The following is a 22,353-nucleotide window of genomic DNA, read 5'->3' as shown; positions in this document are numbered from 1 at the left end:
GCACTCTCATCCACATGGGTGGATCAGAGCAAATAGCCCTCGTTTGAAGATTTGATGACGGAGCCGTTCACGCTTGCCCGCCATCCGCCTTCCTCCGCGCGGTCGACGCGGATGGAAAGCTTCCTGCCGTCGAGCACGAGCGTTGCGGTATAGCCGTCCCACGCCGACGGCAGGACCGGATGGACGAAGAGGCGGCCGCCTTCCTTGCGGATGCCGAGGATGCCCTCGACGGCCGCGCGGTAGAGCCAGCCGGCCGAGCCCGTATACCAGGTCCAGCCGCCCTGCCCCGTGCGCTCGCCTTCGCCGTAAACGTCGGCGGCGACCACATAGGGCTCGGTGCGGTAATGCTCGGCGTCTTCCTTCGTGAGCGCGTGCCGGACCGGGTTGAGGAGGTCGAGGCATGCCCATGCGTCGTCGCCACGGCCGAGGCGGGCGAGCGCCAGCACCACCCAGGTCGCGGCATGGGTATATTGCCCGCCGTTTTCGCGCACGCCCGGCGGATAGGCCTTTATGTAGCCCGGGTCCTGCCGGGTCTCGCTGAAGGCCGGGGTGAACAGGCGGATGATACCGTTCTCCCGGTCGACGAGGTTCGCCATCACCGCATCCATCGCCTGGCGCGAACGCTCCCCGTCGCCCTCGCCGGAAAGCACGCTCCAGCTCTGGGCGATGGAATCGATGCGGCATTCGCCGCTTTCGGACGAACCGAGCGGCGTGCCGTCGTCATAGTAGCCGCGGCGATAGTAGCTGCCGTCCCAGCCGGCCGTCTCCAGCGCCTCCTTCAGGCGGCCGGCATGATTTTCCCACGCTTCGGCATGCGCATGGTCGCCGCGCTCGCGGGCGATCGGCGCAAAGCCGCGCAGCGTGCCGGCAAGGAACCAGCCGAGCCAGACGCTCGTGCCGCGGCCGGCTTCGCCGACGCGGTTCATGCCGTCGTTCCAGTCGCCGCCGAGGATGAGCGGCAGGCCGTTCTCCCCCGTCCGCAGGATCGCAAGATCGAGCGCGCGGGCGCAATGGTCGTAGAGCGAGGCGTCCTCGGGCGAGCGGCCCGGCTTGAAGAAGGAATCGTGCTGGCCTTCGGCAAGCGGCTGGCCCTCGATGAAGGCCAGTTTCTCGTCGAGCATGGCATGGTCGCCGGTGACGCGGCAGTAGCGCTCGACCGCATGGGCAAGCCACACCACGTCGTCGGAGATCATGGTGCGAACGCCCGCGCCCGTATCCGGCAGCCACCAGTGCTGCACGTCGCCTTCGACGAACTGGCGCGCGGCCGCGTTGAGGATCTGCCTGCGGGCAAGCTCGGGCCGGTGGGCGACGAAGGCCAGCGTATCCTGCAACTGGTCGCGGAAGCCGTAGGCGCCGCTTGCCTGGTAGAAGGCCGTGCGGGCCATGATGCGGCAGCCGAGCGCCTGATAGGGCAGCCAGTCGTTGACCATGCGGTCGAGCGCCGCATCCGGCGTCCTGACCTGGAGCGTGCCGGTGAAGTCCTGCCAGAAGGCGCGGACCGCGGCCATGACGGCGTCGAAATCCGCCGCGCGCGCCTTTTCGGCAAGGGCGCGGGCGCTGTCGGCATCGGCCGTATCGCCGAGCACGAAGACAAGCCCCCGTTTTTCGCCCGGCTTAAGCGTGATGTCGACGGCGAGCGCCGCGCAGGGATCGCCGATGCCGTCGACGGCGCCGGAAAGCGCCTGCCCCGTGGCGAGGGCGGCCGGCAGCACGATATCGCCCGTGCGGCCGATGAATTCGCGGCGCCTTGCGGTGAAGCCGGCAAGCGGCGCATCGACGGCGAAGAAGCTGGTGCGGCCGGCAAAGTCGAGGCTGTAGGGGTTGGTCGCAAGGAGCGCGCCGCTCTCCTCGTCATGGCTCGTCAGCACGAAGGGCGCCGTTTTCGCGGGATTGTTGCCGAGCACCCATTCGACATAGCCGTAGACGGAGAGGCTGCGTTCCGTGTCGCCGGTGTTCTTCACCACGAGGCGGGAATATTTCACCGGGTCCTCGGGATCGACCGTCTGCACGAGGTCGAGTTCGATATCGTCCTCCCAGCTCCGGAAGGCCGTATAGCCGAGGCCGTGCCAGGTCTCGAACTTCACCGACGGCTTGCGCGAGAGGGCGGCGAACGGCGTCATCACGGTGCCGCGCCCGCGGTCCTTCACGTAGAAGGCCTCGCCGGGGCGGTTGATCACCGGGTCGTTGGTCCAGGCTGTGAGCTGGAAATCGCGCGAATTGCGGCTCCAGGTGAAGCCGCCGCCTTCGGCCGGGACATGGAAGCCGAAATGCGGGTTGGCGATGACGTTGATCCACGGATGGGGCGTCGCCTCGCCGCCGCGAAGGCGCACGGCATATTCGCGCCGGTCGGCATTGAAGCCGCCGAAGCCGTTCCAGAAGGAGAGCCCCTCGCCGTCGACGGCAGCGGGCTCGCCGGCCGGGGCGGCAAGCCGCGACAGGTCGGCAATGGGCTCCTCCTCGCCGCGGGGCGTTGCAAAGAGCGAGACGGTGCGGGCGATCTGGTCGGCAAGCGAGCCGTTGCGGGCATGGAAGACGGCGCGGGCCGTCGCCAGCAGCGCCTGCCAGGTGGAAACCTCCATCAGGTCGCGGCGGACCGTGAAGACATGCTGGCGCACGCCGTCGGACTGGCCGCGCATGCGCAGGTTCTCGCACATCTGGTCGAGCGTGTGCTGCATGTCCTGCGCATAGGAGGCGGCGCGCTCGTTGAGGATGACGAGGTCGGCGGTGACGCCCCGGTGACGCAGGTATTCCTGCGCGCGCAGCGCCTCGCGGGCGACGTCCAGGTCGATCTCGTCGTTGATGCGCAGGACGAAGATCGGGAAATCGCCGGAGATGGCGAGCGGCCAGAGCGCCGATTGCGGGGCAAGCCCCGTCTCGATCGTGCCGGCATCGGCGCGAAGGTGCATGTCGGGGTAGGTGAGGTAACGGCCGAGCGTCTGGAAGCTCGCCGCCTCCTGCGAGGTGACGCCGACATGGCGCATATGCACCTGCGAGCGCGTCCAGGCATGGATCATTTCATGGTTGAAGGTGTCGGGGTGGCGGTAATGGTCGATGGCCGCGTCCACCTCGGCGCGGCTCGGGGCAGCGATGGTCCAGAAGATGACCTTGACCTTCTTGCCGGCCGGAACGCGCACGACGCGGCGCAGCGCCATGATCGGGTCGAGCGTGAAGCCGTCCGTGCCGGAAAGCTGCACGCCGGGATCGAACGCGGCGGCGGTCGTCAGCGAGCGGCCGCGGCCGATGAAGCGCCGGCGGTCCGTCTCGATCTCGGTGCGGCGCGAAGGGCCGGCATTGTCGACGATGAGGTGGGCGACCGCCATGTCCGGCTCGTTCGGATTGCGCTTCTGGCGCTCGGCGCGCACGACGTCGCCGCGCTTGCCGATCTCGGTGCGCACGAACATCTTCGAAAAGAGCGGATGGGCGTTGTCGGCGTCGTCCGTGGCGATGACCGGCTCCATGTAGGAGGTCACCTCGATGAAGCGGTCCTCCGGGCCGGTGTTGAGCAGCGTCAGGCGGCGGCCCTCGGCGTCGTGCTCGGTGGCGACGATCACCTCGACCTCGCTCGTCAGCGTGCCGACGGTCTTGACGAATTCGGCCTTGTCGTCGCCGAACTGGGTCTTGGTCTCCTCGCCCTCGGCGCGCTTCGGCTCGGCGGTGGCGGACCACCAATCGCCCGTCACCGTGTCGCGCAGGAAGAGGAAGGAGCCCCAGCGGTCTTCCGTCGGGTCGGGCTTCCAGCGCGTGACGGACTGGCCGTTCCAGCGGGAATACCCGGCGCCAGTCGCCGTGAGCATTACCGAATAGTGGCCGTTGGAGAGGAACACGGCCTCGCGCTCGCGGGAGATCGGGTCCTTGAAGATGCGGATTTCCGGGCGAAGGAGGTCGGCCTGCGTGCTGCCGACGGTTTCCGGCTCGCGCTTGGCGTTGATGATCGGGATGTCGCGCGGCGCTTTTTCCTGAAGCAGGAGCTCGGCGGCCTCGATGACGGGGTCGGCATGGAAGCGCTCGCGCAGCGCCCCGTTGAAGACGACGTTGGCGACGGCAGCGATCGACATGCCGTGATGGTGCGCCATGTAGTTGCGCACCACGGCGCAGGTCTTGCCCTCCGGCACGCGGGTCGGGGTGAAGTCGACGGCATCGTGGAAGCCGTAGACGCCGAGCGCGCCGAGCTTGCGCAGGCGTTCCAGGTTGTCGAGCGCCTCCTTCGGCGCATATTGCGCGGCGAGCAGCGAGGCATAGGGCGCGATCACGGCGTTCTGGCCGAGGCCGCGCTTGAGGCCGAGCGTCGGCACGCCGAAATTGGTGTACTGGTAGGTCAGCTCGTGGTCGCGGGCGTTGAAGGCGGCTTCCGAGATGCCCCAGGGCGTGCCGAGGCGGCGGCCGTGGTTCATCTGTTCCTTGACCACAAGGTTGTTGGTCTGGTTGAGGATGCCGCCCTGCCGCTCCTGCATGACGAGCGGCGGCATCAGGTATTCGAACATCGAGCCGGACCAGGAGACGAGCGCCCCGCGCGAGCCGACCGGAACGACCGGGCGGCCGAGCTTGTACCAGTGCTCGGTGGGCAGGTCCCCCTTGGCGATGGCGAAGAGGCTGGTGAGGCGGGCTTCGGAGGCGAGAAGGTCGTAGCAGGCCTCGTCGAGCTCGTTGGTCTCGACGCGATAGCCGATGGAGAGCAGGCGCCGCTCCGGACGGAACAGGAAGCCGAAATCCATCGAGAAGGCGATGTCGCGCGCCCGGTCGCGCAGCACGACGAGCCGGTCGCGCAGGTGCTCGATGCTGCCGAGGTCGAAGACGCTGTCGGCGATATGCGCCTCGCAGGTGGCGACCAGCGCGCCCGCCCACTTGGCAAGCTCGCCGCTCTCGGCCGACTTGATCTCGTGGTCGAGGTTGACGATCAGCTTGTTGATGTCGCGCGCGAGCACGGAGAGGTTGATGACGCGGATGGAGGCGAATTCGTGCTCGCGCTTGACGGCGGCGAGCGCGTTCTTGAAGCCGGCGATGCGCTCCTCGACGAGGCGGCGGAGCGGGCGCACGGTCTTGCGGTCGTCCGGAAGCTGCTTCAGCGTCTCGGAAAGGATCGCGGCGACGTCGCCGATTCCGTCGAGGCTGCCCTGCAGGTGCGCCGAGGGGGCTTCCGCCCATTCGCGGCACATGGAGGAGACGGCGATGAGGTGGCCGGCGAGGTTGCCGCTGTCGACCGCCGAGACATAGCGGGGACCGAGCGTTTCCAGCGTGTTGGTGCGATACCAGTTGAAGAGGTGGCCGCGGTATTTCGGCATGCCGTCGATGGTGGCGACGGTCTGCTCGAGGCGGCGGACCGTCTCCTCGAAGCTGATCCAGCCGAAATCGCGCGCCGAGATGACCGAGAGCAGGTAGACACCGATATTGGTCGGCGAGGTGCGCTCGGCGAGCACCGGCTGCGGCGTTTCCTGGAAATTGTCCGGCGGCAGGAAGTGCTGCTCGGCGGTGACGAAGGTCTCGAAATAGCGCCAGGTGCGGCGGGCGTATTTACGAAGTTCCGTCGCGACATAATCGGAGACGACGAGCTGGTCCTCCGTCTCGGCCGTCTGGCTGACATACCAGGCGATCATCGGAGAGAGCACCCAGACGAGCGCGAAGGGAACGCCGATGAAGGGCAGGCCCGTCTTGGAGATCGTTGCGAGCGCCACGGAGAAGACGGCGAGCGCCGGGGCCTGCCACATGGACTTGTAATGGGCGAGGATGCCGCCGCGGGCGGCGCTGTCGGCCTGCGCGGCCGTGCGCCATTCGAGCATCAGCTTGCGGCTGACGAAGGTGCGGTAGAGCGAGCGCACGATGGCGTCGGCCATCAAGGCCGCCGAATGGGCGATGAAGACGATGCGCAGCGCGACCTGCGCATTGGCCGCGCGGATATCGGAAAGCACCCGGTGCACATGGGCGCGCGCGACGATGTCGCCGCGGCGCGGCATGATGCCGGAGATCAGCGAGAGCGTCGGGGCGACGAAGAGCAGGAAGATCAGCACGAGCTGCCAGATGAGCGCCTGGCGCGGCTCCATGTAGTACCAGCCCATGACGGAGGCGACGAGCCAGCCGATGGGGATGAGGCTGCGGCGCAGGTTGTCGTACATCTTCCAGCGGCCGAGCATGGGAATGCCGCTCGACGGGCCGAAGAGATAGGGCAGGAGCTGCCAGTCGCCCCGCGCCCAGCGATGCTGGCGCGAGGTCTCGACGCCGTAGCGGGTCGGGAAGTCTTCGACGAGCTCGACATCCGTGACGAGCGCGCAATGCGAGAGCGAGCCTTCGAGCAGGTCGTGGCTGAGGACGGCGTTCTCGCCGATGCGGCCCTTGACCGCGGCCTCGAAGGCATCGACGTGGTAGAGGCCCTTGCCGGTGAACGTGCCTTCGCCTGCAAGGTCCTGGTAGACGTCGGAGACGGTGAAGACGTAGGGGTCGACGCCGCGGTCGGCCGAAAAGATGCGCTGGAAGGTCGAGGCTTCCTTGCCGGTCGTCAGCGACGGGGTGACGCGCGGCTGGAGGATGGAGTAACCGGCGGTGATCTCGCCGGTCGCCTCGTCGATCACCGGGCGGTTGATCGGATGGTGCATCTTGCCGACGAGCTTGGTCACGGCATCGCGCATCAGGCGCGTGTCGGAATCGAGCGTCATGACGTATTTGACGTCGGCCGGCACGATGTTGGCGCCGGGCAGGAAGGTCGTGTCGCCGTCGCCGCGCAGCAGAAGGTTCAATTCGTGCAGCTTGCCGCGCTTGCGCTCCCAGCCCATCCACGCGCCTTCGGACGGATTGTAGAGCCGGCGGCGGTGCAGGAGGTAGAAGCGGGTGCGCCCGTCATAGGCGTAGCGGGCCGAAAGGGTCGCGATCTCGCGCTTGGCATATTCCAGCACGTCGATGTCGGCGGGCGTCTCTTCGCTCTGGCTGTCGGCCCAGTCGCTGACGAGCGCGAAATAGATCTCGCCGCGCGGATTGGCGAGGTAGTGGACTTCCAGGTTGCGCACCAGCTCGTCGACATGGTCGCGCTTGGAGATGAGACAGGGCACGACGAGCAGCGTGCGCGCATCCTCGGGAATGCCGTCCTTGAACTCGTAGCCGACGAGGCGCGAGGGTGTGACGAAGAAGGTCACGAGCGTGTTGAAGAGTCCCGTCGCGCCCTCGGAGGCCGGCAGCGCGAAGAGGATCAGCATGATCAGCCACGCGCCGTTCGGAATGTCGAGCTGGTCGAGGAAATAGTAGACCGCGATCATCGCCAGCAGCGTCAGCACGACGTTCGGGCCGGCGACGGCGAGCCAGTCGAGCTTGCGCGTGAGGCGCACGACGCGCTGGACGATGGAGGGGCGGTAGCCGATGCGTTTTTCGAGGAGCTTGCGCTTCTTGCCGACGATGAAGGCGGCGACATTGGCCTCGTAGTCGGGATCGTCCGCGTTCGCCGCGGCGTCTTCCTCGACCATGGCGAGCGCGGTCTCGGTGACCTCCAGCTCGCTCTTGCCCGAGCGGCGGGCGAAGCGCTCGATGGAGTTGCGGTACTTGTTGCGCGAGCCGAAATCGAGGTCGCTGTAGTCGGAGCGCCGGCGCAGCTCCTCGTCGAGGCGGCTGACGCTCTCGAACCAGACGGGCCATTCCGCATCGTCCACCGTGCGCAGGCTCTTGATGAGCGAGCTCATCGTCACGTTGCCGGAGGACAGGCGATTGTTCTCCGCGACGATCAGTTCCTCGAGGTCGCTGCCGCGGCTCTCGATCTTGCGCTCCAGCCACTGGATGACCGGGCCGGAGGCCTGCAGGCCGTCGCGCAGGCGGTAGAGAAGCTGGATGACGAAGGTGTTGTCGGCAACGAAGCCTTCCATCGAGCGCAGATAGGCGATGCCCTTGTCGGGATCGTTGAGGCGCACCAGCTCGTCGGCCACCTCGTTGGCCTTGAAGCGCATCTTGCGCGAGCGCTCGACGCGGCTCGAAATGCGCCTGAGGTTCTCCAGAAGCACGAAGCGCACGAAGGAGGGCAGGGCCCACAATTCGCCGATCTTCAGCGCGTCGACCCGCTGGAAGCCCTGGACGAAGGCCGTCAGGCTCTCCTGCGAGACGCTGCTGTGGGTGTGGGCGACATAGAGCCAGGCGAGCGCCAGCGTGCGCGGGATCGTCTGCCCCTCGACCGCGATGGTCGGAAGCTGGCGGTAGAAGCGGCGGGGAAAGTCGCGCCGGACCTCCTGGATCGCCTCTTCGATGACGTAATAGTTGTCGAGCAGCCATTCGGCGGCCGGCGTGATCTGGGCGCCCGCCTCCACGTCCTTGGCGGTCGCCTGGTAGACGCGGAAGATCTCCTTCTCGTTCTCCTTGTGCCGCGGGCGGAACTCGAAGGGATAAAAGCCCGGCAGGCTCGCCGTCTTCTCGCGCGCAAGCGCTTCGCCGCAATCGGCCAGCTCCTCCAGCGTCAGATAGGTGGCGCGGATCGAATCGTTGTAGTCGATCTGCTTGGCATCGGCATCGCGCGGAGCTTGCGGCGTGTTGTGAAGGGGCATGTTTCTGATTCTGGATCCGGCCATGTCGAGCCATCCGGCGGCGGCCTTTGCGCCGGTGGGTTTTTCGCGGGCAGGGTTCATCTTGGTGCCGCGGTCAGCCATGACGCCACGCAGCACCTCGAAGAGGCGGGTGGAACGGACATGGCTCACGCGACACGCTCATTGGCATCCTGGCCGCGTGGTGCATGAAAACGGCATTTTTTAGCCACAAGGACAGAGACTTGCAACATGTCAGCGGGGTCTGGCGGCGCAGCATGGGCCCTCATCTGCGGTTTTGGTGAATCGCCGTCCATTCCTGACAGGACGCAAGGCGAGGCGACGGCCTTTTTCAACGCCGGCGCGGGGAGAAAAGTTCCGGCCGTGGAAAGAAAAAGGCGGCAGTTGACTCCCGTTCGCGGCCGGGCCAGTCTGCTGGCGTCAGGGTCTTCCGAGTCGAAACGGCTCGGAGGCTAAGAGGGAAGCCGGTGCGATGCTCCGCAAGGAGCGGCAAGGCCGGCGCTGCCCCCGCAACTGTGAACGGCGAGCTTCTGTCGCTTGATGCCACTGGTGGAAACACCGGGAAGGCGAGACGGACGCGATGACCCGCAAGCCAGGAGACCTGCCCTGACGCATTCGTAACGTCCATGGGCGGGGTGTCCCAAGGGTGCGCTTGCTTCGCCTTCGGCGGAATTCCAGCAGCGTGCGTCCGGTCATCCCCCAATTTTCGATTGGGGAAGAAATGTTTGCATTCACCGAAACCAGTCCTTCCGGCACCGGCAGGCCGGAATCCGTCTTCATCTGGTGGCTGCTCTGGCAGCCGCGCGGCGCCGACCTTGCCGTCGAAGCGCTGAAGGAGGTCCAGAAGCTCGCGCGCTGCAGGAACGCCGATCCGGACATCGCCCGGCTCAAGGCACTCTTCGCCTCGCTGGCGGGGGCGGACGGGCCGGCGCACTAGGTCAAACGCATAAAGACATATTGACATAAAGATATCTTTATGTGAACTCCGGTGCAGTATCGCCTGCACCGGAGGATTTCCCATGGCCGAATCCCACCTGGACAGCCTGTTCGGCCCCGAACAGCCGCGCCGCGACGGACGCGAGATCCGCGCCGCGCTCGAAGCCGCCGCCCGCGAGCGCATCCTGGTGCTCGACGGGGCGATGGGCACCGAGATCCAGACGCTGAAGCTCGTCGAGGAGGATTTCCGGGGAACGCGTTTCGGCGATTGCGCCTGCCACCAGCAGGGCAACAACGACCTCCTGACGCTGACCCAGCCGGCGGCCATCGAGGATATCCACTACCGCTACGCCCTTGCCGGCGCGGACATCCTCGAAACCAACACGTTCTCCTCCACCGCCATCGCGCAGGCCGACTACGGCATGGAGGCGATGGTCTATGAGCTGAACCGCGACGGCGCGCGCCTTGCCCGCCGCGCGGGCCTGCGCGCCGAGCAGAAGGACGGCCGGCGCCGCTTCGTCGCCGGCGCGCTCGGCCCGACCAACCGCACCGCCTCCATCTCGCCGGACGTCAACAATCCCGGTTACCGGGCCGTCACCTTCGACGATCTGCGCCTCGCCTATGCCGACCAGCTTCGCGGCCTCATCGACGGCGGCGCCGACATCATCCTGATCGAGACGATCTTCGACACGCTGAATGCCAAGGCGGCGATCTTCGCCACGCGCGAGGTCTTCGAGGAAAAGGGCATCCACCTGCCGGTCATGATTTCCGGCACGATCACCGACCTTTCCGGCCGCACGCTCTCCGGCCAGACGCCGGAAGCCTTCTGGAACTCGGTGCGCCATGCCGAGCCCTTCTCCATCGGCCTCAACTGCGCGCTCGGCGCCAATGCGATGCGCGCGCATCTGGCCGAGATCTCTTCTGTCGCGCAGACCTTCGTCTGCGCCTATCCGAATGCCGGCCTGCCGAACGCCTTCGGCCAGTACGACGAGAGCCCGGAGGAGATGGCCGCGCAGATCGAAGGCTTCATGCGCGACGGCCTCGTCAACGTGGTCGGCGGCTGCTGCGGCTCGACGCCGGACCATATCCGCGCCGTCGCCGAGGCTGCCGCCCGCCACAAGCCGCGCGGAATCCCCGATATCCCGCGCCGCATGCGGCTCTCGGGCCTCGAACCCTTCACGCTGACCGAAGCCATTCCCTTCGTGAACGTGGGCGAGCGCACCAATGTCACGGGCTCGGCGAAATTCCGCAAGCTGATCACCGCCGGCGACTATGCGGCCGCGCTCGATGTCGCGCGCGACCAGGTGGCGAACGGCGCGCAGATCATCGACATCAACATGGACGAGGGCCTGATCGATTCCGCGAGGGCAATGACGGAGTTCCTGAACCTCGTCGCCGCCGAGCCGGACATCGCCCGCGTGCCGGTGATGATCGACAGCTCCAAATGGGAGGTGATCGAGGCGGGCCTGAAATGCGTGCAGGGCAAGCCGCTGGTCAACTCAATCTCGCTCAAGGAGGGCGAGGAAGCCTTCCTGCACCACGCCAAGCTGGTGCGCGCCTACGGCGCCGCCGTCGTCGTCATGGCCTTCGACGAAGAGGGCCAGGCGGACACGAAGGCGCGCAAGGTGGAGATCTGCGCGCGCGCCTACAAACTGCTCACCGAGGTCGCCGGGCTTGCCCCGGAGGATATCGTCTTCGACCCGAACATCTTCGCGATCGCCACCGGCATCGAGGAGCACGACAATTACGGCGTCGACTTCATCGAGGCGACCGCCGAGATCACCGCCGCCCTGCCGCATGTCCACGTTTCCGGCGGGGTCTCCAACCTCTCCTTCTCCTTCCGCGGCAACGAGCCGGTGCGCGAGGCCATGCACGCGGTCTTCCTCTATCACGCCATCCAGGCGGGCATGGACATGGGCATCGTCAATGCCGGCCAGCTCGCCGTCTACGACACGATCGAGCCCGAACTGCGCGAGGCCTGCGAGGACGTGGTGCTGAACCGCATGCCCAAGGCCGGCGGCACCGCCACCGAGCGTATGCTGGAGATCGCCGAGCGCTTCAAGGGCGCCGGCGCCCGGGAGGCCAAGGAGCGAGACCTTGCCTGGCGCGACTGGCCGGTGGAAAAACGGCTGGAGCACGCCCTCGTCAACGGCATCACCGAATTCGTCGAGGCGGACACGGAAGAGGCGCGGCAGAAGGCCGAGCGCCCGCTGCATGTCATCGAGGGGCCGCTGATGGCCGGCATGAACGTCGTCGGCGACCTTTTCGGCGCAGGCAAGATGTTCCTGCCGCAGGTGGTGAAGTCCGCCCGCGTGATGAAGCAGGCCGTCGCCGTGCTGCTGCCCTACATGGAAGCCGAAAAGCTCGCCAATGGCGGGGGCAGCGAGCGCCAGAGCGCGGGCAAGATCCTGATGGCGACCGTCAAGGGCGACGTCCACGACATCGGCAAGAACATCGTCGGCGTCGTGCTCGCCTGCAACAACTACGAGATCATCGACCTCGGCGTCATGGTGCCGGCGACGAAAATCCTCGAAACGGCCCGCGCTGAAAACGTCGATATCATCGGCCTTTCCGGGCTCATCACGCCCTCGCTCGACGAGATGGCGCATGTCGCCGCCGAGATGGAGCGCGAGGGCTTCGACATTCCCCTCCTCATCGGCGGGGCGACGACGAGCCGGGTGCATACCGCCGTGAAAATCCATCCGCGCTACAGCCAGGGCCAAGCCGTGCATGTCAACGATGCGAGCCGTGCTGTCGGCGTCGTCGGCGCGCTCCTGTCGCCGGAGGCGAAATCCTCCTATGTCGAGCGGCTGAGGGCCGAATACCGCAAGGTCGCCGAGGCCCACGCCCGCAGCGAGGCCGAAAAGCAGCGCCTGCCGCTTGCCAAGGCGCGCGCAAACGCTTTCCGGCCGGACTGGGCGGCCTACCAGCCGAAGACCCCGTCCTTCCTCGGCACCCGCACCTTCCAGGACTGGGACCTTGCCGAGCTCGCCCGCTATATCGACTGGACGCCCTTCTTCCAGACCTGGGAATTGCGCGGCGTCTATCCGAAGATCCTCGACGACGAGAAGCAGGGCGCGGTCGCCCGCCAGCTTTTCGACGACGCGCAGGCCATGCTGGAGAAGATCATCGCCGAAAAGTGGTTCACGCCCAAGGCGGTGGTCGGCTTCTGGCCGGCGGGCGCCGTCGGCGACGATATCCGCCTGTTCACCGACGAGGCTCGGGACGAGGAGCTTGCGACCTTCTTCACGCTGCGCCAGCAGCTCACGCGGCGCGACGGCCGGCCGAACCTCGCCATGGCCGATTTCGTCGCGCCGGTGGAGAGCGGCAAGGCGGATTATCTCGGCGGCTTCGTCGTCACGGCCGGCTTCGGCGAGATCGCCATCGCCGAGCGCTTCGAGCGGTCGAACGACGACTATTCCTCGATCCTCGTCAAGGCGCTGGCGGACCGTTTCGCCGAGGCCTTCGCCGAGCGCATGCACGAATATGTGCGCAAGGAACTGTGGGGCTATGCGGCAAACGAGGCCTTCTCGCCGACCGATCTCATCGGCGAACCCTATGCCGGCATTCGCCCCGCCCCCGGTTATCCGGCCCAGCCCGACCACACGGAGAAGGAAACGCTCTTCCGCCTGCTCGATGCCGAGCGCGCCATCGACGTGCGGCTGACGGAGGGCTTTTCCATGTGGCCCGGTTCTTCCGTCTCCGGCCTCTACATCGCCTCGCCCGAGAGCTACTATTTCGGCGTCGCCAAGGTGGAGCGCGACCAGGTGGAGGATTATGCCCGCCGCAAGGGCATGAGCGTGCCGGAGGTGGAACGCTGGCTCGGCCCGGTGCTCAACTACATGCCGGCGCCGCAGGAGGATGCGGCCTGAGAAAGCTCAGGCCGTCGCAAGGTTCAGGAGCAGCACCATCGCATAGCTGGCGACGGCGAGGACGGCGAGCGACAGCACGACCGTCGCCGTGACCTTCGGCCCCGCGCGCATCACGCGGGTGAGGTCGATGCCGAGCCCGAGGGCGGCCATGGAGAGGATCGTCAGGACCGTTGCGGCCTTGCCCATGATCGCCGCCAGTTCCGCATCGATGAGGCCGACGCTGCGGGCGGCCAGCATGGCGAGGAAGCCGAGGATGAACCAGGGCACGAGCCGGTGGAGCGCCGGCCGGCGCCCGCCCGTCTTGCCCGCGGCGAGCGAGAGCACGAAGACGACGGGCCCGAGCATCAGCACGCGCACCAGCTTGACGAAGGTACCGATCTGGATGCTGAGGGCCGAGACGGGGGCGGTGGCGGCCAGCACCTGCGGCACGGCATAGACCGTCATGCCCGCCATCACGCCGTAGCCCGTCGCCGAAAGGCCGAGGAGCGGCACCAGCGCCGGCAGCAGGAGCACCGTCACCATGCCGAGCACGGCCGTGAAGGCGATGGAGGAGGCGACGTCCTCCGCATCCGCATGGATGACCGGCGCCGTCGCGGCGATGGCGGAATTGCCGCAGATCGAGTTGCCGCAGGCGACAAGCAGCGCGACGCGGCGGGAAAGGCCGAGCCCCCGGCCGATGCCGTAGCTTGCCAGAAGCGCCAGCGCCACGACGGCGGCGATGGCGCCGATGAGCGGCAGGCCCATGCCGGCAATGGCCGCGGCGCTGACGCCGGCCCCGAGCAGCACGATGGCGACCTCCAGGAAATATTTCGCCGAAAAGGCGATGCCCGGATCGTAGATCGCCGGCCGGCGAAGGACGAGCCGGCAGAGCGCGCCGATGAAGATGGCGAGCACCAGCGCCTCGACCCACGCGCCGCCCGTCAGCCGCACTTCCGCCCGCTCGGCGAGCACCGCAAGGCCCGAGACGAAGGCGGACAGCAGCACGCCGGGCAGGATGCCGGAAATTCCAAGGATCGATTCGTTTTTAGGCGTTTTTTCCATGCGCTGAGGAATGCGCTTGAAAGATCGTTCGATCCATCGGTAAATATTTGACGTTTCATTCGATTGGATCGAACATATGATGACGCTGGAGCAATTGCGCATCTTCGTCGCCGTGGCGGACCGCGAACACCTGACGCAGGCGGCCGAGACGCTCCATCTCACGCCGTCCGCCGTCAGCTCGGCTATCCGCGTGCTGGAGGATCGCTACGGGCTGGCGCTGTTCCATCGCACCGGCCGGCGGATCGAACTGACGGATGCGGGCCTCGCCTTCCTGCCGGAGGCGAAGGCGACGCTCGCAAGGGCCGAGAGCGCCGATCTCTTCCTCACGGAATTCGGCGGTCTCAGGCGCGGCACGCTGGCGCTCGCCGCCAGCCAGACGGTCGCCGGCTACTGGCTGCCGCCGCGCCTCATGCGCTTCCACGAGGCCTATCCGGCGCTCGCCATCCGCATGGCCGGCGGCAATACGGAGCAGGCGGCGGACGCCGTCCTCGACGGCCGCGCCGAGCTCGGATTCGTGGAGGGGGCGGTGGACCATCCCGCCCTCGCCCAGCGCGTCGTCGCCCGCGACCGGGTCGTGGTCGTCGCGTCCAGGGGCCATCCGCTCGCCGGCCGGCCGGTGACGCCGGACGATCTCTCCGCTGCCCGCTGGGTGCTGCGCGAGCCGGGCTCGGGCACGCGCAACGCGCTCACCTCCGTGCTCGACGAGGCGGCGCTGGACATTACCTTGTCGCTGCCCTCCAACGAGGCGGTGCGCAGCGCCGTGCTCTCCGGCAACGTTCTGACGGCGGTGTCGGAATATGTCGTCGCGGACGATCTTGCGGCCGGCCGGCTCGCCCCCGTCGCCTTCGACCTGCCGGAGCGCGCCTTCCGCCTCTTGCGGCACAAGGAGCGCCACCGCTCGAAGGCAGGGCTCGCCTTCGAGGCAATGCTTTAATCGCCCCGGCCGCGGAACCGGCGCTGGTAGGCGGGATCGTAGAGGGAGCTCTCGCGAAAATCCTCCGCGCCGAGCGTGCGGCCGACGAAGATCAGCGCCGTGCGCTCGATCGGCTCTTCGGCCACCCTGGCGGCGATGTCGGAGAGGGTTCCGCGCACGATGCGCTCGTCCGGCCAGGAGGCCTTGACGACGATGGCGACCGGGCAATCCGCGCCGTAGAGCGGCGTCAGGTCTCTAACGACCGTGTCGAGCGCATGGATGGCGAGGTGGATGGCGAGCGTCGCGCCGGTTGCGCCGAAACCTTCCAGCGTCTCGCGGTTCGGCATGGGCGAGGCGCGGCCGGAAACGCGGGTGAGCACGAGGCTCTGCGCGACGGCGGGGATGGTGAGCTCGCGGCCGAGCGCGGCGGCGGCGGCGGCGAAGGAGGGCACGCCCGGCGTCATCGTATAGGCAAGGCCGTGCCGCTCGAGCCGGCGGATCTGCTCGGCGACGGCGCTCCAGACGGAAAGGTCGCCGGAATGAAGCCGTGCCACGTCCTCGCCCGCCTCCGCCGCACGCAGGAATTCCGCCTCGATCTCGTCGAGCGACATAGGAGCCGTATCGACGATGCGCGCGCCCGGCGGGCAGTATTGCAGCAGCTCCGGCGAGACGATGGAGCCGGCATAGAGGCAGATGGGGCATGCGGCGATGAGATCGCGGCCGCGCACGGTGATGAGGTCGGCGGCGCCGGGGCCGGCGCCGATGAAGTGAACGGTCATGTCTCAGTCCTCGATTTCGTTAGCCGGCTTCGCCCAGCGCCATTGCGTGACCGGCATGGCCGGCCGCCAGCCCGTCATCTGCCCGACGGGCGCGGCCCTTGCGATGTCGATGCGGATCAGCGACCCGCCGAGCCGGGCGTGACGGGCGAGCAGCACCGCTTCCATTTCCGTCGTCACCGCATTGGCGACGAGCCGGCCGCCGGGCTTGAGCCCGGCGATCGCCGCCTCCATCACCCCCGCCTCGCTGCCGCCGCCGCCGATGAAGACGGCATCGGGCGTCGCAAGACCGGCAAGGGCCGCCGGTGCCGTGCCCTCGACTATGGTGAGACCCGGCACGCCGAAATTCCTCGCGTTGCGGGCGATGCGGGCGGCGCGCTCGGGATGGCCCTCGACGGCGATGGCCTTCAGCGACGGATCGGCCAGCATCCATTCGATGCCGATGGAGCCGGAACCGGCGCCGATATCCCACAGCAGTTCGCCATGCCGGGGGGCGAGCGCCGAAAGCGTCAGGGCGCGGACCTCGCGCTTGGTGATCTGGCCGTCATGCTCGAAGAGATCGTCGGCAAGGCCCGGCGTATAGGCGAGCACACGCGCCGTCTCGCCGGCAACGACCTCCACCGCGCAGACGTTCAGCATGTCCGCATATGCAAGCGCGAAACCTTCCGCCCGGTGACGGCTGACGCGCTCGCGCGGCCCGCCGAGCGCTTCCAGCACGGTGAGCGTCGAGGCGCCGAAACTGCTTGCGGCAAGGAGCGCCGCCAATGCGGCCGGGCCGTCGCTGTCCGACGTCAGCGCGAGGATGCTGCTGCCGGGGTGAAGGTGCGGGCGGATGAGGTCGAGTGGGCGGCCGTGCAGCGAGACGCAGGTCGTGTCCTGCAAGGCCCAGCCCATGCGCGAAGCGGCGAGGCTGAAGGCGGAAGGGGCGGGAATGACGTGCATTTCCGCCCGCGCGATGCGGCGCGACAGCGTGACGCCGACGCCGTAGAAGAAGGGATCGCCCGAGGCGAGCACGACGACGGCCCGGCCGCGCGCCGCCAGCACCGCCGCGACGGACCGCTCGAAGGGGCTGAGCCAGGCGCAGGCCTCGCCGCGGATCGCCGCGCCGGCAAGCTCCAGGTGCCGCGCGCCGCCGAAGACGATCTCGGCTGTGCCGATGGCGGCCTTGGCCTCATCGCCGAGACCGGCTAGACCATCCTCGCCGATCCCGACGATGGTGAGCCACGGGGCGGCGGAAGGGATCGGGTCAGGCGTGGACAAGAAACGCATCCTCATACTGGGCGGCACGGCCGAGGCGCGCGGCCTCGCGGGCCGGCTTGCCGGCAGGGCCGATCTTTCCGTCACGCTGTCGCTCGCCGGCCGCACGCTCGACCCGGCGCCGCAGCCCGTGCCGGTGCGCACCGGCGGCTTCGGCGGCGCGGCGGGGCTCCGGGCCCATCTCTTGGCCGAGGCCGTCGACCTGCTGATCGATGCGACCCATCCCTTCGCAAGGCGGATTTCCGCCAATGCCCGCACGGCGAGCGCGGCGGCGGGCGTTCCGCTCCTCCGCCTCGAACGGCGCGGCTGGGAGGAGGTCGAGGGCGATCGCTGGACGCGGGTTGCCTCGATGGCCGGGGCCGTGGCGGCGTTGGGCGAGGCGCCGCGCCGGGTCTTCCTCGCCATCGGCCGGCAGGAGGCGAAGGCCTTCGATGTGGCGCCGCAGCACCGTTACCTCGTGCGCAGCGTCGATCCCGTCGATCCGCCGCTTACCGCTCCCCATGTCGACTACCTGCTCGCCCGCGGCCCCTTCGCCGTCGAGGCGGAGGAGGCGCTTTTGCGCGAGTGTCGCATCGACGTGGTCGTCAGCAAGGATTCCGGCGGCGAGGCCACCTACGGCAAGATCGCCGCCGCGCGCCGCCTCGGCCTTCCCGTCGTTCTGGTCGAGCGGGAGCGGGCGGCGGACGGCCACCGCGCCGGGACGGTCGAGGAGGCGGTGCGGCTTGTCGATCACCTTGCCGGCTCCTTGAGGAAGCGCGGCGTATAGACGAGGTCCGGCAGGTCCGGGCGGGCGATGGTGCGCGTCTCCGGCGAGCCGATGACGACGCAGGTCGCCATGTCGGCCCGTTCGGCCTCCGCTTCTCCCAGCGGCATGACCAGCATGCGCTCGTCGGGCCGGCCGGCGGCGCGGCCGAAGATCACCGGCGTTTCGGCGGGCAGAACCGTGCGCAGGATCTCGAAGGCCCGGCCGAGCTGCCAGGGCCGCGCCTTGCTGATCGGGTTGTAGAGCGCGATGACGAGGCCGGCCTCGGCCACCATGCGCAGGCGCTTTTCGATGATCTCCCAGGGCTTCAGGTTGTCGGAAAGTGAGATGGCGCAGAAATCGTGGCCGAGCGGCGCGCCGATGCGCGCGGCGACCGCCAGCATGGCCGTGACGCCCGGCACGACGATAAGGTCGACCGTCTTCCATTCGGCAGGCCCGGCATCGATCGCCTCGCAGACGGCGGCCGCCATGGCGAAGACGCCGGGATCGCCCCCCGAGACGACGCAGACATCCACCCCCGCCGCCGCGCGCGTCAGCGCGGCCTCGGCGCGGTTCAGCTCCTCGCGGTTGTCGGAGGCGACCTTGACCTGGTCGGGGCGAAGGTCCAGCCGGTCGATATAGGGGAAATAGCCGAAGAATTCGGTCGACGCCGCGACGGCGTGCCGGGCTTCCGGCGTCATCTGGTCCGGGTTGCCGGGGCCGGTGCCGATCACGAAGAGCCGGCCGGTCATGCGCGTCCGCTCCAGCCCGGCACGAGCACCAGCGAGAAATAGGGCGCCGTGTCGTCGAGCTTTTCGGAAAGGCGCATGGACTTGCTCGTCGCCATGGTGCCGCGCTCGACATAGATCGCCTCGTCGAGCCTGCCGGCCTCCGACAGCGCCCGGCGGATCTTCGGCAGGTTGCGGCCGACCTTCATGATGACGGCGGCCTGCGTGTCGGCGAGACGGCGCGACAGTTCGGTCTCGACCATCGTGCCCGGCAGGACGGAGAGCACGTCGTCGCCCTGCACGATGGGCAGGCCCGACAGCGACCAGCAGCCGGACATCGCCGTGATGCCGGGGATGACCTCGGTCGGGAAACGGTCGGCGAGCCGTACATGCAGGTGCATGTAGGAGCCGTAGAACATCGGGTCGCCCTCCGAGAGGATCGCGACCGTGCGGCCGGCGGCAAGATGGTCCGCGACGGCCGCGGCGGAGGCGTCGTAGAACGCGGTGATCTGGCCCTTGTAGTCGCCGTGGTCCTTGTCGATCTCCGTCGTCACCGGATAGTAGAGCGGCAGTTCCGCCATGCCGGGCTTCAGCAATCCCTCGACGATGGCCCGGCCGTTGCCGGACCGGCCCGCCTTGGCGAAAAAGGCGAGCACGTCGGCCTCACTGAGCGCGCGCACCGCCTTCAGGGTCAGGAGTTCCGGATCGCCGGGGCCGGTGCCGACGCCATAGAGCTTTCCCGCCATCGTCATACCCCCGGCCTTGCCAGCGAATTGAGGGCGGCCGCCGTCATGGCACTGCCGCCGAGCCGGCCGCGCACGATGGCGAAGGGCACGCCGTAGGAGTTTTCGGCGAGCGCATCCTTGGATTCGGCCGCGCCGACGAAGCCGACCGGCATGCCGAGGATCGCCGCCGGCTTCGGCGCGCCGTCGCGCAGGAGCTCGAGCAGGTAGAAGAGCGCCGTCGGCGCATTGCCGATGGCGACGACCGAGCCCGCCATGCGCTCGAGCCAGAGGCGGATGGCTGCGGCCGAGCGGGTATTGCCGATTTCTTTCGCGATCTCCGGCGTGCGCGGATCGCGCAGCAGGCAGAGCACGTCGTTGTTCGCCGGCAGGCGGGCGGCGGTGACGCCGCGCGCCACCATCTCCGCGTCGCAGAAGATCGCCGCCCCGGCCTCAAGCGCCCCGCGGGCCGCCGCGACGAAGCCGGGCGAGAAGACGAAGTGCGGCGCGGCCTCCACCAGCCCGGCGGCATGGATCATGCGCACAGCGACATCCGCCTCCGCCTCGGAAAAGCGCGAAAGGTCGGCCTCGGCGCGGATGATCGCGAAGGAGCGTTCGTAGATGGCGGTGCCATCCTTGATGTAGTCGTACTGTGTCATGAGCGGCCTTGATAGGCAGAGACGAGCTCTGCGGGCGGGATGCGGTCGAAAAGGTTCTTTGCCGTCTCGCCCTCGGTGCGGCGTGCGCGCAGCAGGGCGGCGAGGCGGCCGATGGCGGGCGTGAGGCCGGCGGCCGGCAACGTGGCGGCGGGTGTGTCGCTCGCCCGCCCATTCAGGACGAGGCCGACGCCGGCCGCGGTGCCGCAGAGGGTGAGCGCGGCGGCGGCCGGATGGGCGCAGCCCTTCGGGCAGCCGGAAATGTGAACGGCGACGGAACCGTCAAGGAGCGCGCCGGCTTCGTTTGCCAGCGTATCGGCGGCGGCGCGGGTATCGAAGGCGCCCGAGGCGCAGCCGGCCGCGCCGGCGCAGATCGAGACGGTGCGGCCGGGCGCGTCCTCCCGATACCAGAAGCCTTCGCGGTCGGCGCAGGCTTGCGCGCTTATAAGCGCGTCGTCGGAAAGCCCGCAGACGAGGAGCGTGCGATGAGGAGCGAGGCGGAAGGCGGTGGCGCCGCAGGCGGACAGGCCCTCGGCGAGCGCGGCGAGCCGCTCGGCCTGCATCTGGCCATAGGCGGGGGCGATGCCGAGCACTGTTCGATCGCCGATGCGGTGCGCGCCGAGCGGGTGGCGGCGTGCGAGGCCGGCAAGGGCTGGGGCCGGTGTGGCTGCGAATGTGATGGCGAGGGCGGCTGCGTCGAGATCGCGGCCCCGCGCCGTCGGCCCCTGTGCCGCGAGTGCTGCGGCGAGCGTCATGACACCGTTCACCGTCTCTTCCGGCAGGAGCAGCGCGACGGGCTTCGCCGTAAGGCGATCACCGCCGATGGAAAGACGCCACCGGACCCCGCCCGCCGTGGAAACGGCGTCGAGGCGGATGTCGGCGACCATGTCGGCCAGCGCCAGCACGCCGCCGCCGTCGACGACGATGGCAAGCTTGGGCGCAAGCGGGAGGGCGGCTGCGGCAAGCGCCGTGCGCAGGGCTTCAGCGAGCGGCACGGCGTCGGCGGTCTCGGACGGGTCGATGCCGGAAAGCGGCGGGATTTCGACGGCAACGCCCGTCTGCGGGACGATGCCGGCCTTGCGCAGGCCTTCGGCAAGCTGCGGCACGCCGGCTTCGGTAAGGCCGCGGAGCTGGAGATTGCCGCGGGCGGTGATCTCGATCAGGCCGTTGCCGTGTCGGCGGGCGAGGTCGGCAAGGGCTAAGAGGTCCGCGGCCGAAAGCGCGGGCGCGACGGGGCGAAGGCGGACGAGCAGGCCGTCGCCGGTGCGCATCGGCGCGGCGATGGAGGGGCAGGCGCCGCGGCGGAGCGTATCCGGTGCGTTGCGAAGGGCGGTGGCTGCGGTCACGAGGCGTCCTCCCCCGTGTCCGCGGCGGGGCGGCGGATCAGGTAGGTGTCCATGATCCAGCCGTGGTCCTCGCGCGCCCTGCGGCGGGTTTCGGCGATGGTTTCCGCCATGTCGGCCAGCCGGCCGGACAGGAGGATCTCGTGCGGCGTGCCGAGATAGGCGCCCCACCAGATTTCCGCCTCCGGGTCTTCCACCGTGCGGAAGGCCTGCACGCCGTCGAGCATGACGAGCGCGTCGCGCGCGCTTTCCGGCCAGCCTTCGGCAAGGCGGCGGCCGGTGGTGATCTCGACGGGAAGGCCGATGCGGTTGAGCGCGATGCCGTGGCCGGCGCAGAGCGCCTGCACGCTGGTGATGCCGGGGATCACCTCCGTCTCGAAGGAAACCCGCCCGGCGGCGCGCACATGCCCGACGACGCGCAGCGTGCTGTCGTAGAGCATGGGATCGCCCCAGACGAGGAGGCCGAGCGTCTCGTCCTCACCCATGTCGGCGAGGGTGCGCTCGTAGATCGCGGCGATGGCGTGGTGCCAGTCGTTGACGCCGTCCTCGTAGGAGCCGTCGGCCCGGCGCACCGGCACGGCATAGTCGAGGATGCGGCAGGCGGGATTTTCGAGGAAACGGTCGCAGATTTCGCGGCGGGCATCGGCGAGGAACGCCTTCTCGTCGCCCTTGGTCGGGATGAGCAGCACGTCGGCGCGGTTCAGCGCCTTGATCGCCTGCACGGTCATGTGCTCGGGGTTTCCCGCGCCGATGCCGATGACCAGTATCTTCCTCAAACCCTGTCTCCCGTGCGGCCTGCGCTCCCGGTTGCGGCCCGGAATGGGTCCCGCCTGTCCTTCCTAATCCCAAACGGCCGTAGAAAACAG

Annotated in this window: 13 protein-coding genes and 1 riboswitch; of the genes, 4 read left to right on the top strand and 9 right to left on the bottom strand. The window is 68.5% G+C overall.

The annotated features are described in order from the left end of the window. Nucleotides 1-23 precede the first annotated feature (23 nt). Nucleotides 24-8,504: a glycoside hydrolase family 94 protein gene (locus ACZ5TO_RS16465; protein WP_464800412.1), complete on the bottom strand. Its 8,481-nt coding sequence runs from the start codon at nt 8,502-8,504 to the stop codon at nt 24-26. Between the two features lie 403 nt (nt 8,505-8,907). Next, nucleotides 8,908-9,124: riboswitch (cobalamin riboswitch) on the top strand. Between the two features lie 98 nt (nt 9,125-9,222). Here ACZ5TO_RS16465 and ACZ5TO_RS16460 point away from each other — a divergent pair. Then, nucleotides 9,223-9,438, top strand: coding sequence for a hypothetical protein (locus tag ACZ5TO_RS16460; protein ID WP_464798861.1), 216 nt, complete (start codon nt 9,223-9,225; stop codon nt 9,436-9,438). A gap of 82 nt (nt 9,439-9,520) precedes the next feature. Next, nucleotides 9,521-13,309, top strand: coding sequence for a methionine synthase (gene metH / locus ACZ5TO_RS16455; RefSeq protein WP_464798860.1), 3,789 nt, complete (start codon nt 9,521-9,523; stop codon nt 13,307-13,309). A 6-nt stretch (nt 13,310-13,315) separates the two neighbouring features. On the opposite strand, the gene ACZ5TO_RS16450 is transcribed toward metH, so the two are convergent. Continuing rightward, nucleotides 13,316-14,350, bottom strand: a complete 1,035-nt coding sequence (locus tag ACZ5TO_RS16450) for a YeiH family protein (protein WP_464798859.1) — start codon at nt 14,348-14,350, stop codon at nt 13,316-13,318. A gap of 79 nt (nt 14,351-14,429) precedes the next feature. Here ACZ5TO_RS16450 and ACZ5TO_RS16445 point away from each other — a divergent pair, with 79 nt between their 5' ends. Beyond that, nucleotides 14,430-15,284: a LysR substrate-binding domain-containing protein gene (locus tag ACZ5TO_RS16445; RefSeq protein ID WP_464800411.1), complete on the top strand. Its 855-nt coding sequence runs from the start codon at nt 14,430-14,432 to the stop codon at nt 15,282-15,284. Here ACZ5TO_RS16445 and cobM read toward each other — a convergent pair. Together cobM and cbiE are read right to left on the bottom strand one after the other, a co-directional pair. Beyond that, entirely contained in the window at nt 15,281-16,042 is a 762-nt protein-coding gene (cobM, locus tag ACZ5TO_RS16440) for a precorrin-4 C(11)-methyltransferase (RefSeq protein ID WP_464798858.1), read from the bottom strand. The two genes, ACZ5TO_RS16445 and cobM, sit on opposite strands and share 4 nt — an antisense overlap. Nucleotides 16,043-16,045: 3 nt before the next feature. Beyond that, the gene (gene cbiE, locus ACZ5TO_RS16435; RefSeq protein WP_464798857.1) at nt 16,046-17,299 is read right to left on the bottom strand and encodes a precorrin-6y C5,15-methyltransferase (decarboxylating) subunit CbiE; all 1,254 of its coding nucleotides are present in this window, start codon (nt 17,297-17,299) and stop codon (nt 16,046-16,048) included. On the opposite strand from cbiE, the gene ACZ5TO_RS16430 reads away from it, so the two are divergent. Then, nucleotides 17,292-18,062, top strand: coding sequence for a cobalt-precorrin-6A reductase (locus ACZ5TO_RS16430; RefSeq protein ID WP_464798856.1), 771 nt, complete (start codon nt 17,292-17,294; stop codon nt 18,060-18,062). The genes cbiE and ACZ5TO_RS16430 overlap by 8 nt on opposite strands. Here the strand turns inward: ACZ5TO_RS16430 and ACZ5TO_RS16425 are convergent. From ACZ5TO_RS16425 to cobF, 5 genes are read right to left on the bottom strand one after another with little or no spacing between them, the layout of a single operon-like run. After that, entirely contained in the window at nt 18,026-18,790 is a 765-nt protein-coding gene (locus ACZ5TO_RS16425) for a precorrin-3B C(17)-methyltransferase (protein ID WP_464798855.1), read from the bottom strand. The genes ACZ5TO_RS16430 and ACZ5TO_RS16425 overlap by 37 nt on opposite strands. Beyond that, a complete protein-coding gene (locus tag ACZ5TO_RS16420) occupies nt 18,787-19,518 on the bottom strand; it encodes a precorrin-2 C(20)-methyltransferase (protein ID WP_464798854.1) in 732 nt (243 codons plus the stop codon). The genes ACZ5TO_RS16425 and ACZ5TO_RS16420 overlap by 4 nt, the downstream gene beginning before the upstream one ends. Next, nucleotides 19,515-20,147, bottom strand: a complete 633-nt coding sequence (locus ACZ5TO_RS16415) for a precorrin-8X methylmutase (RefSeq protein ID WP_464798853.1) — start codon at nt 20,145-20,147, stop codon at nt 19,515-19,517. Before ACZ5TO_RS16415 ends, ACZ5TO_RS16420 begins: the two co-directional genes overlap by 4 nt. Continuing rightward, on the bottom strand, nt 20,144-21,490 hold the full coding sequence (gene cobG / locus ACZ5TO_RS16410) for a precorrin-3B synthase (RefSeq protein WP_464798852.1): 1,347 nt from the start codon (nt 21,488-21,490) through the stop codon (nt 20,144-20,146). Before cobG ends, ACZ5TO_RS16415 begins: the two co-directional genes overlap by 4 nt. Beyond that, nucleotides 21,487-22,263: a precorrin-6A synthase (deacetylating) gene (gene cobF / locus ACZ5TO_RS16405; protein WP_464798851.1), complete on the bottom strand. Its 777-nt coding sequence runs from the start codon at nt 22,261-22,263 to the stop codon at nt 21,487-21,489. The genes cobG and cobF overlap by 4 nt, the downstream gene beginning before the upstream one ends. Nucleotides 22,264-22,353: the final 90 nt, after the last annotated feature.

It is taken from the genome of Shinella sp. Sh6 (assembly GCF_055392685.1).
Note: the sequence above shows the minus strand (reverse complement) of the source record. Positions and strands in the feature narration are given on the sequence as shown.

Coding starts and splice junctions, on each gene's coding strand:
- ACZ5TO_RS16465 (WP_464800412.1), bottom strand. CDS start 8,504: ATGCCCCTTCACAACACGCCGCAAGCTCCGCGCGATGCCGATGCCAAG.
- ACZ5TO_RS16460 (WP_464798861.1), top strand. CDS start 9,223: ATGTTTGCATTCACCGAAACCAGTCCTTCCGGCACCGGCAGGCCGGAA.
- metH (WP_464798860.1), top strand. CDS start 9,521: ATGGCCGAATCCCACCTGGACAGCCTGTTCGGCCCCGAACAGCCGCGC.
- ACZ5TO_RS16450 (WP_464798859.1), bottom strand. CDS start 14,350: ATGGAAAAAACGCCTAAAAACGAATCGATCCTTGGAATTTCCGGCATC.
- ACZ5TO_RS16445 (WP_464800411.1), top strand. CDS start 14,430: ATGACGCTGGAGCAATTGCGCATCTTCGTCGCCGTGGCGGACCGCGAA.
- cobM (WP_464798858.1), bottom strand. CDS start 16,042: ATGACCGTTCACTTCATCGGCGCCGGCCCCGGCGCCGCCGACCTCATC.
- ACZ5TO_RS16425 (WP_464798855.1), bottom strand. CDS start 18,790: ATGACCGGCCGGCTCTTCGTGATCGGCACCGGCCCCGGCAACCCGGAC.
- ACZ5TO_RS16420 (WP_464798854.1), bottom strand. CDS start 19,518: ATGACGATGGCGGGAAAGCTCTATGGCGTCGGCACCGGCCCCGGCGAT.
- ACZ5TO_RS16415 (WP_464798853.1), bottom strand. CDS start 20,147: ATGACACAGTACGACTACATCAAGGATGGCACCGCCATCTACGAACGC.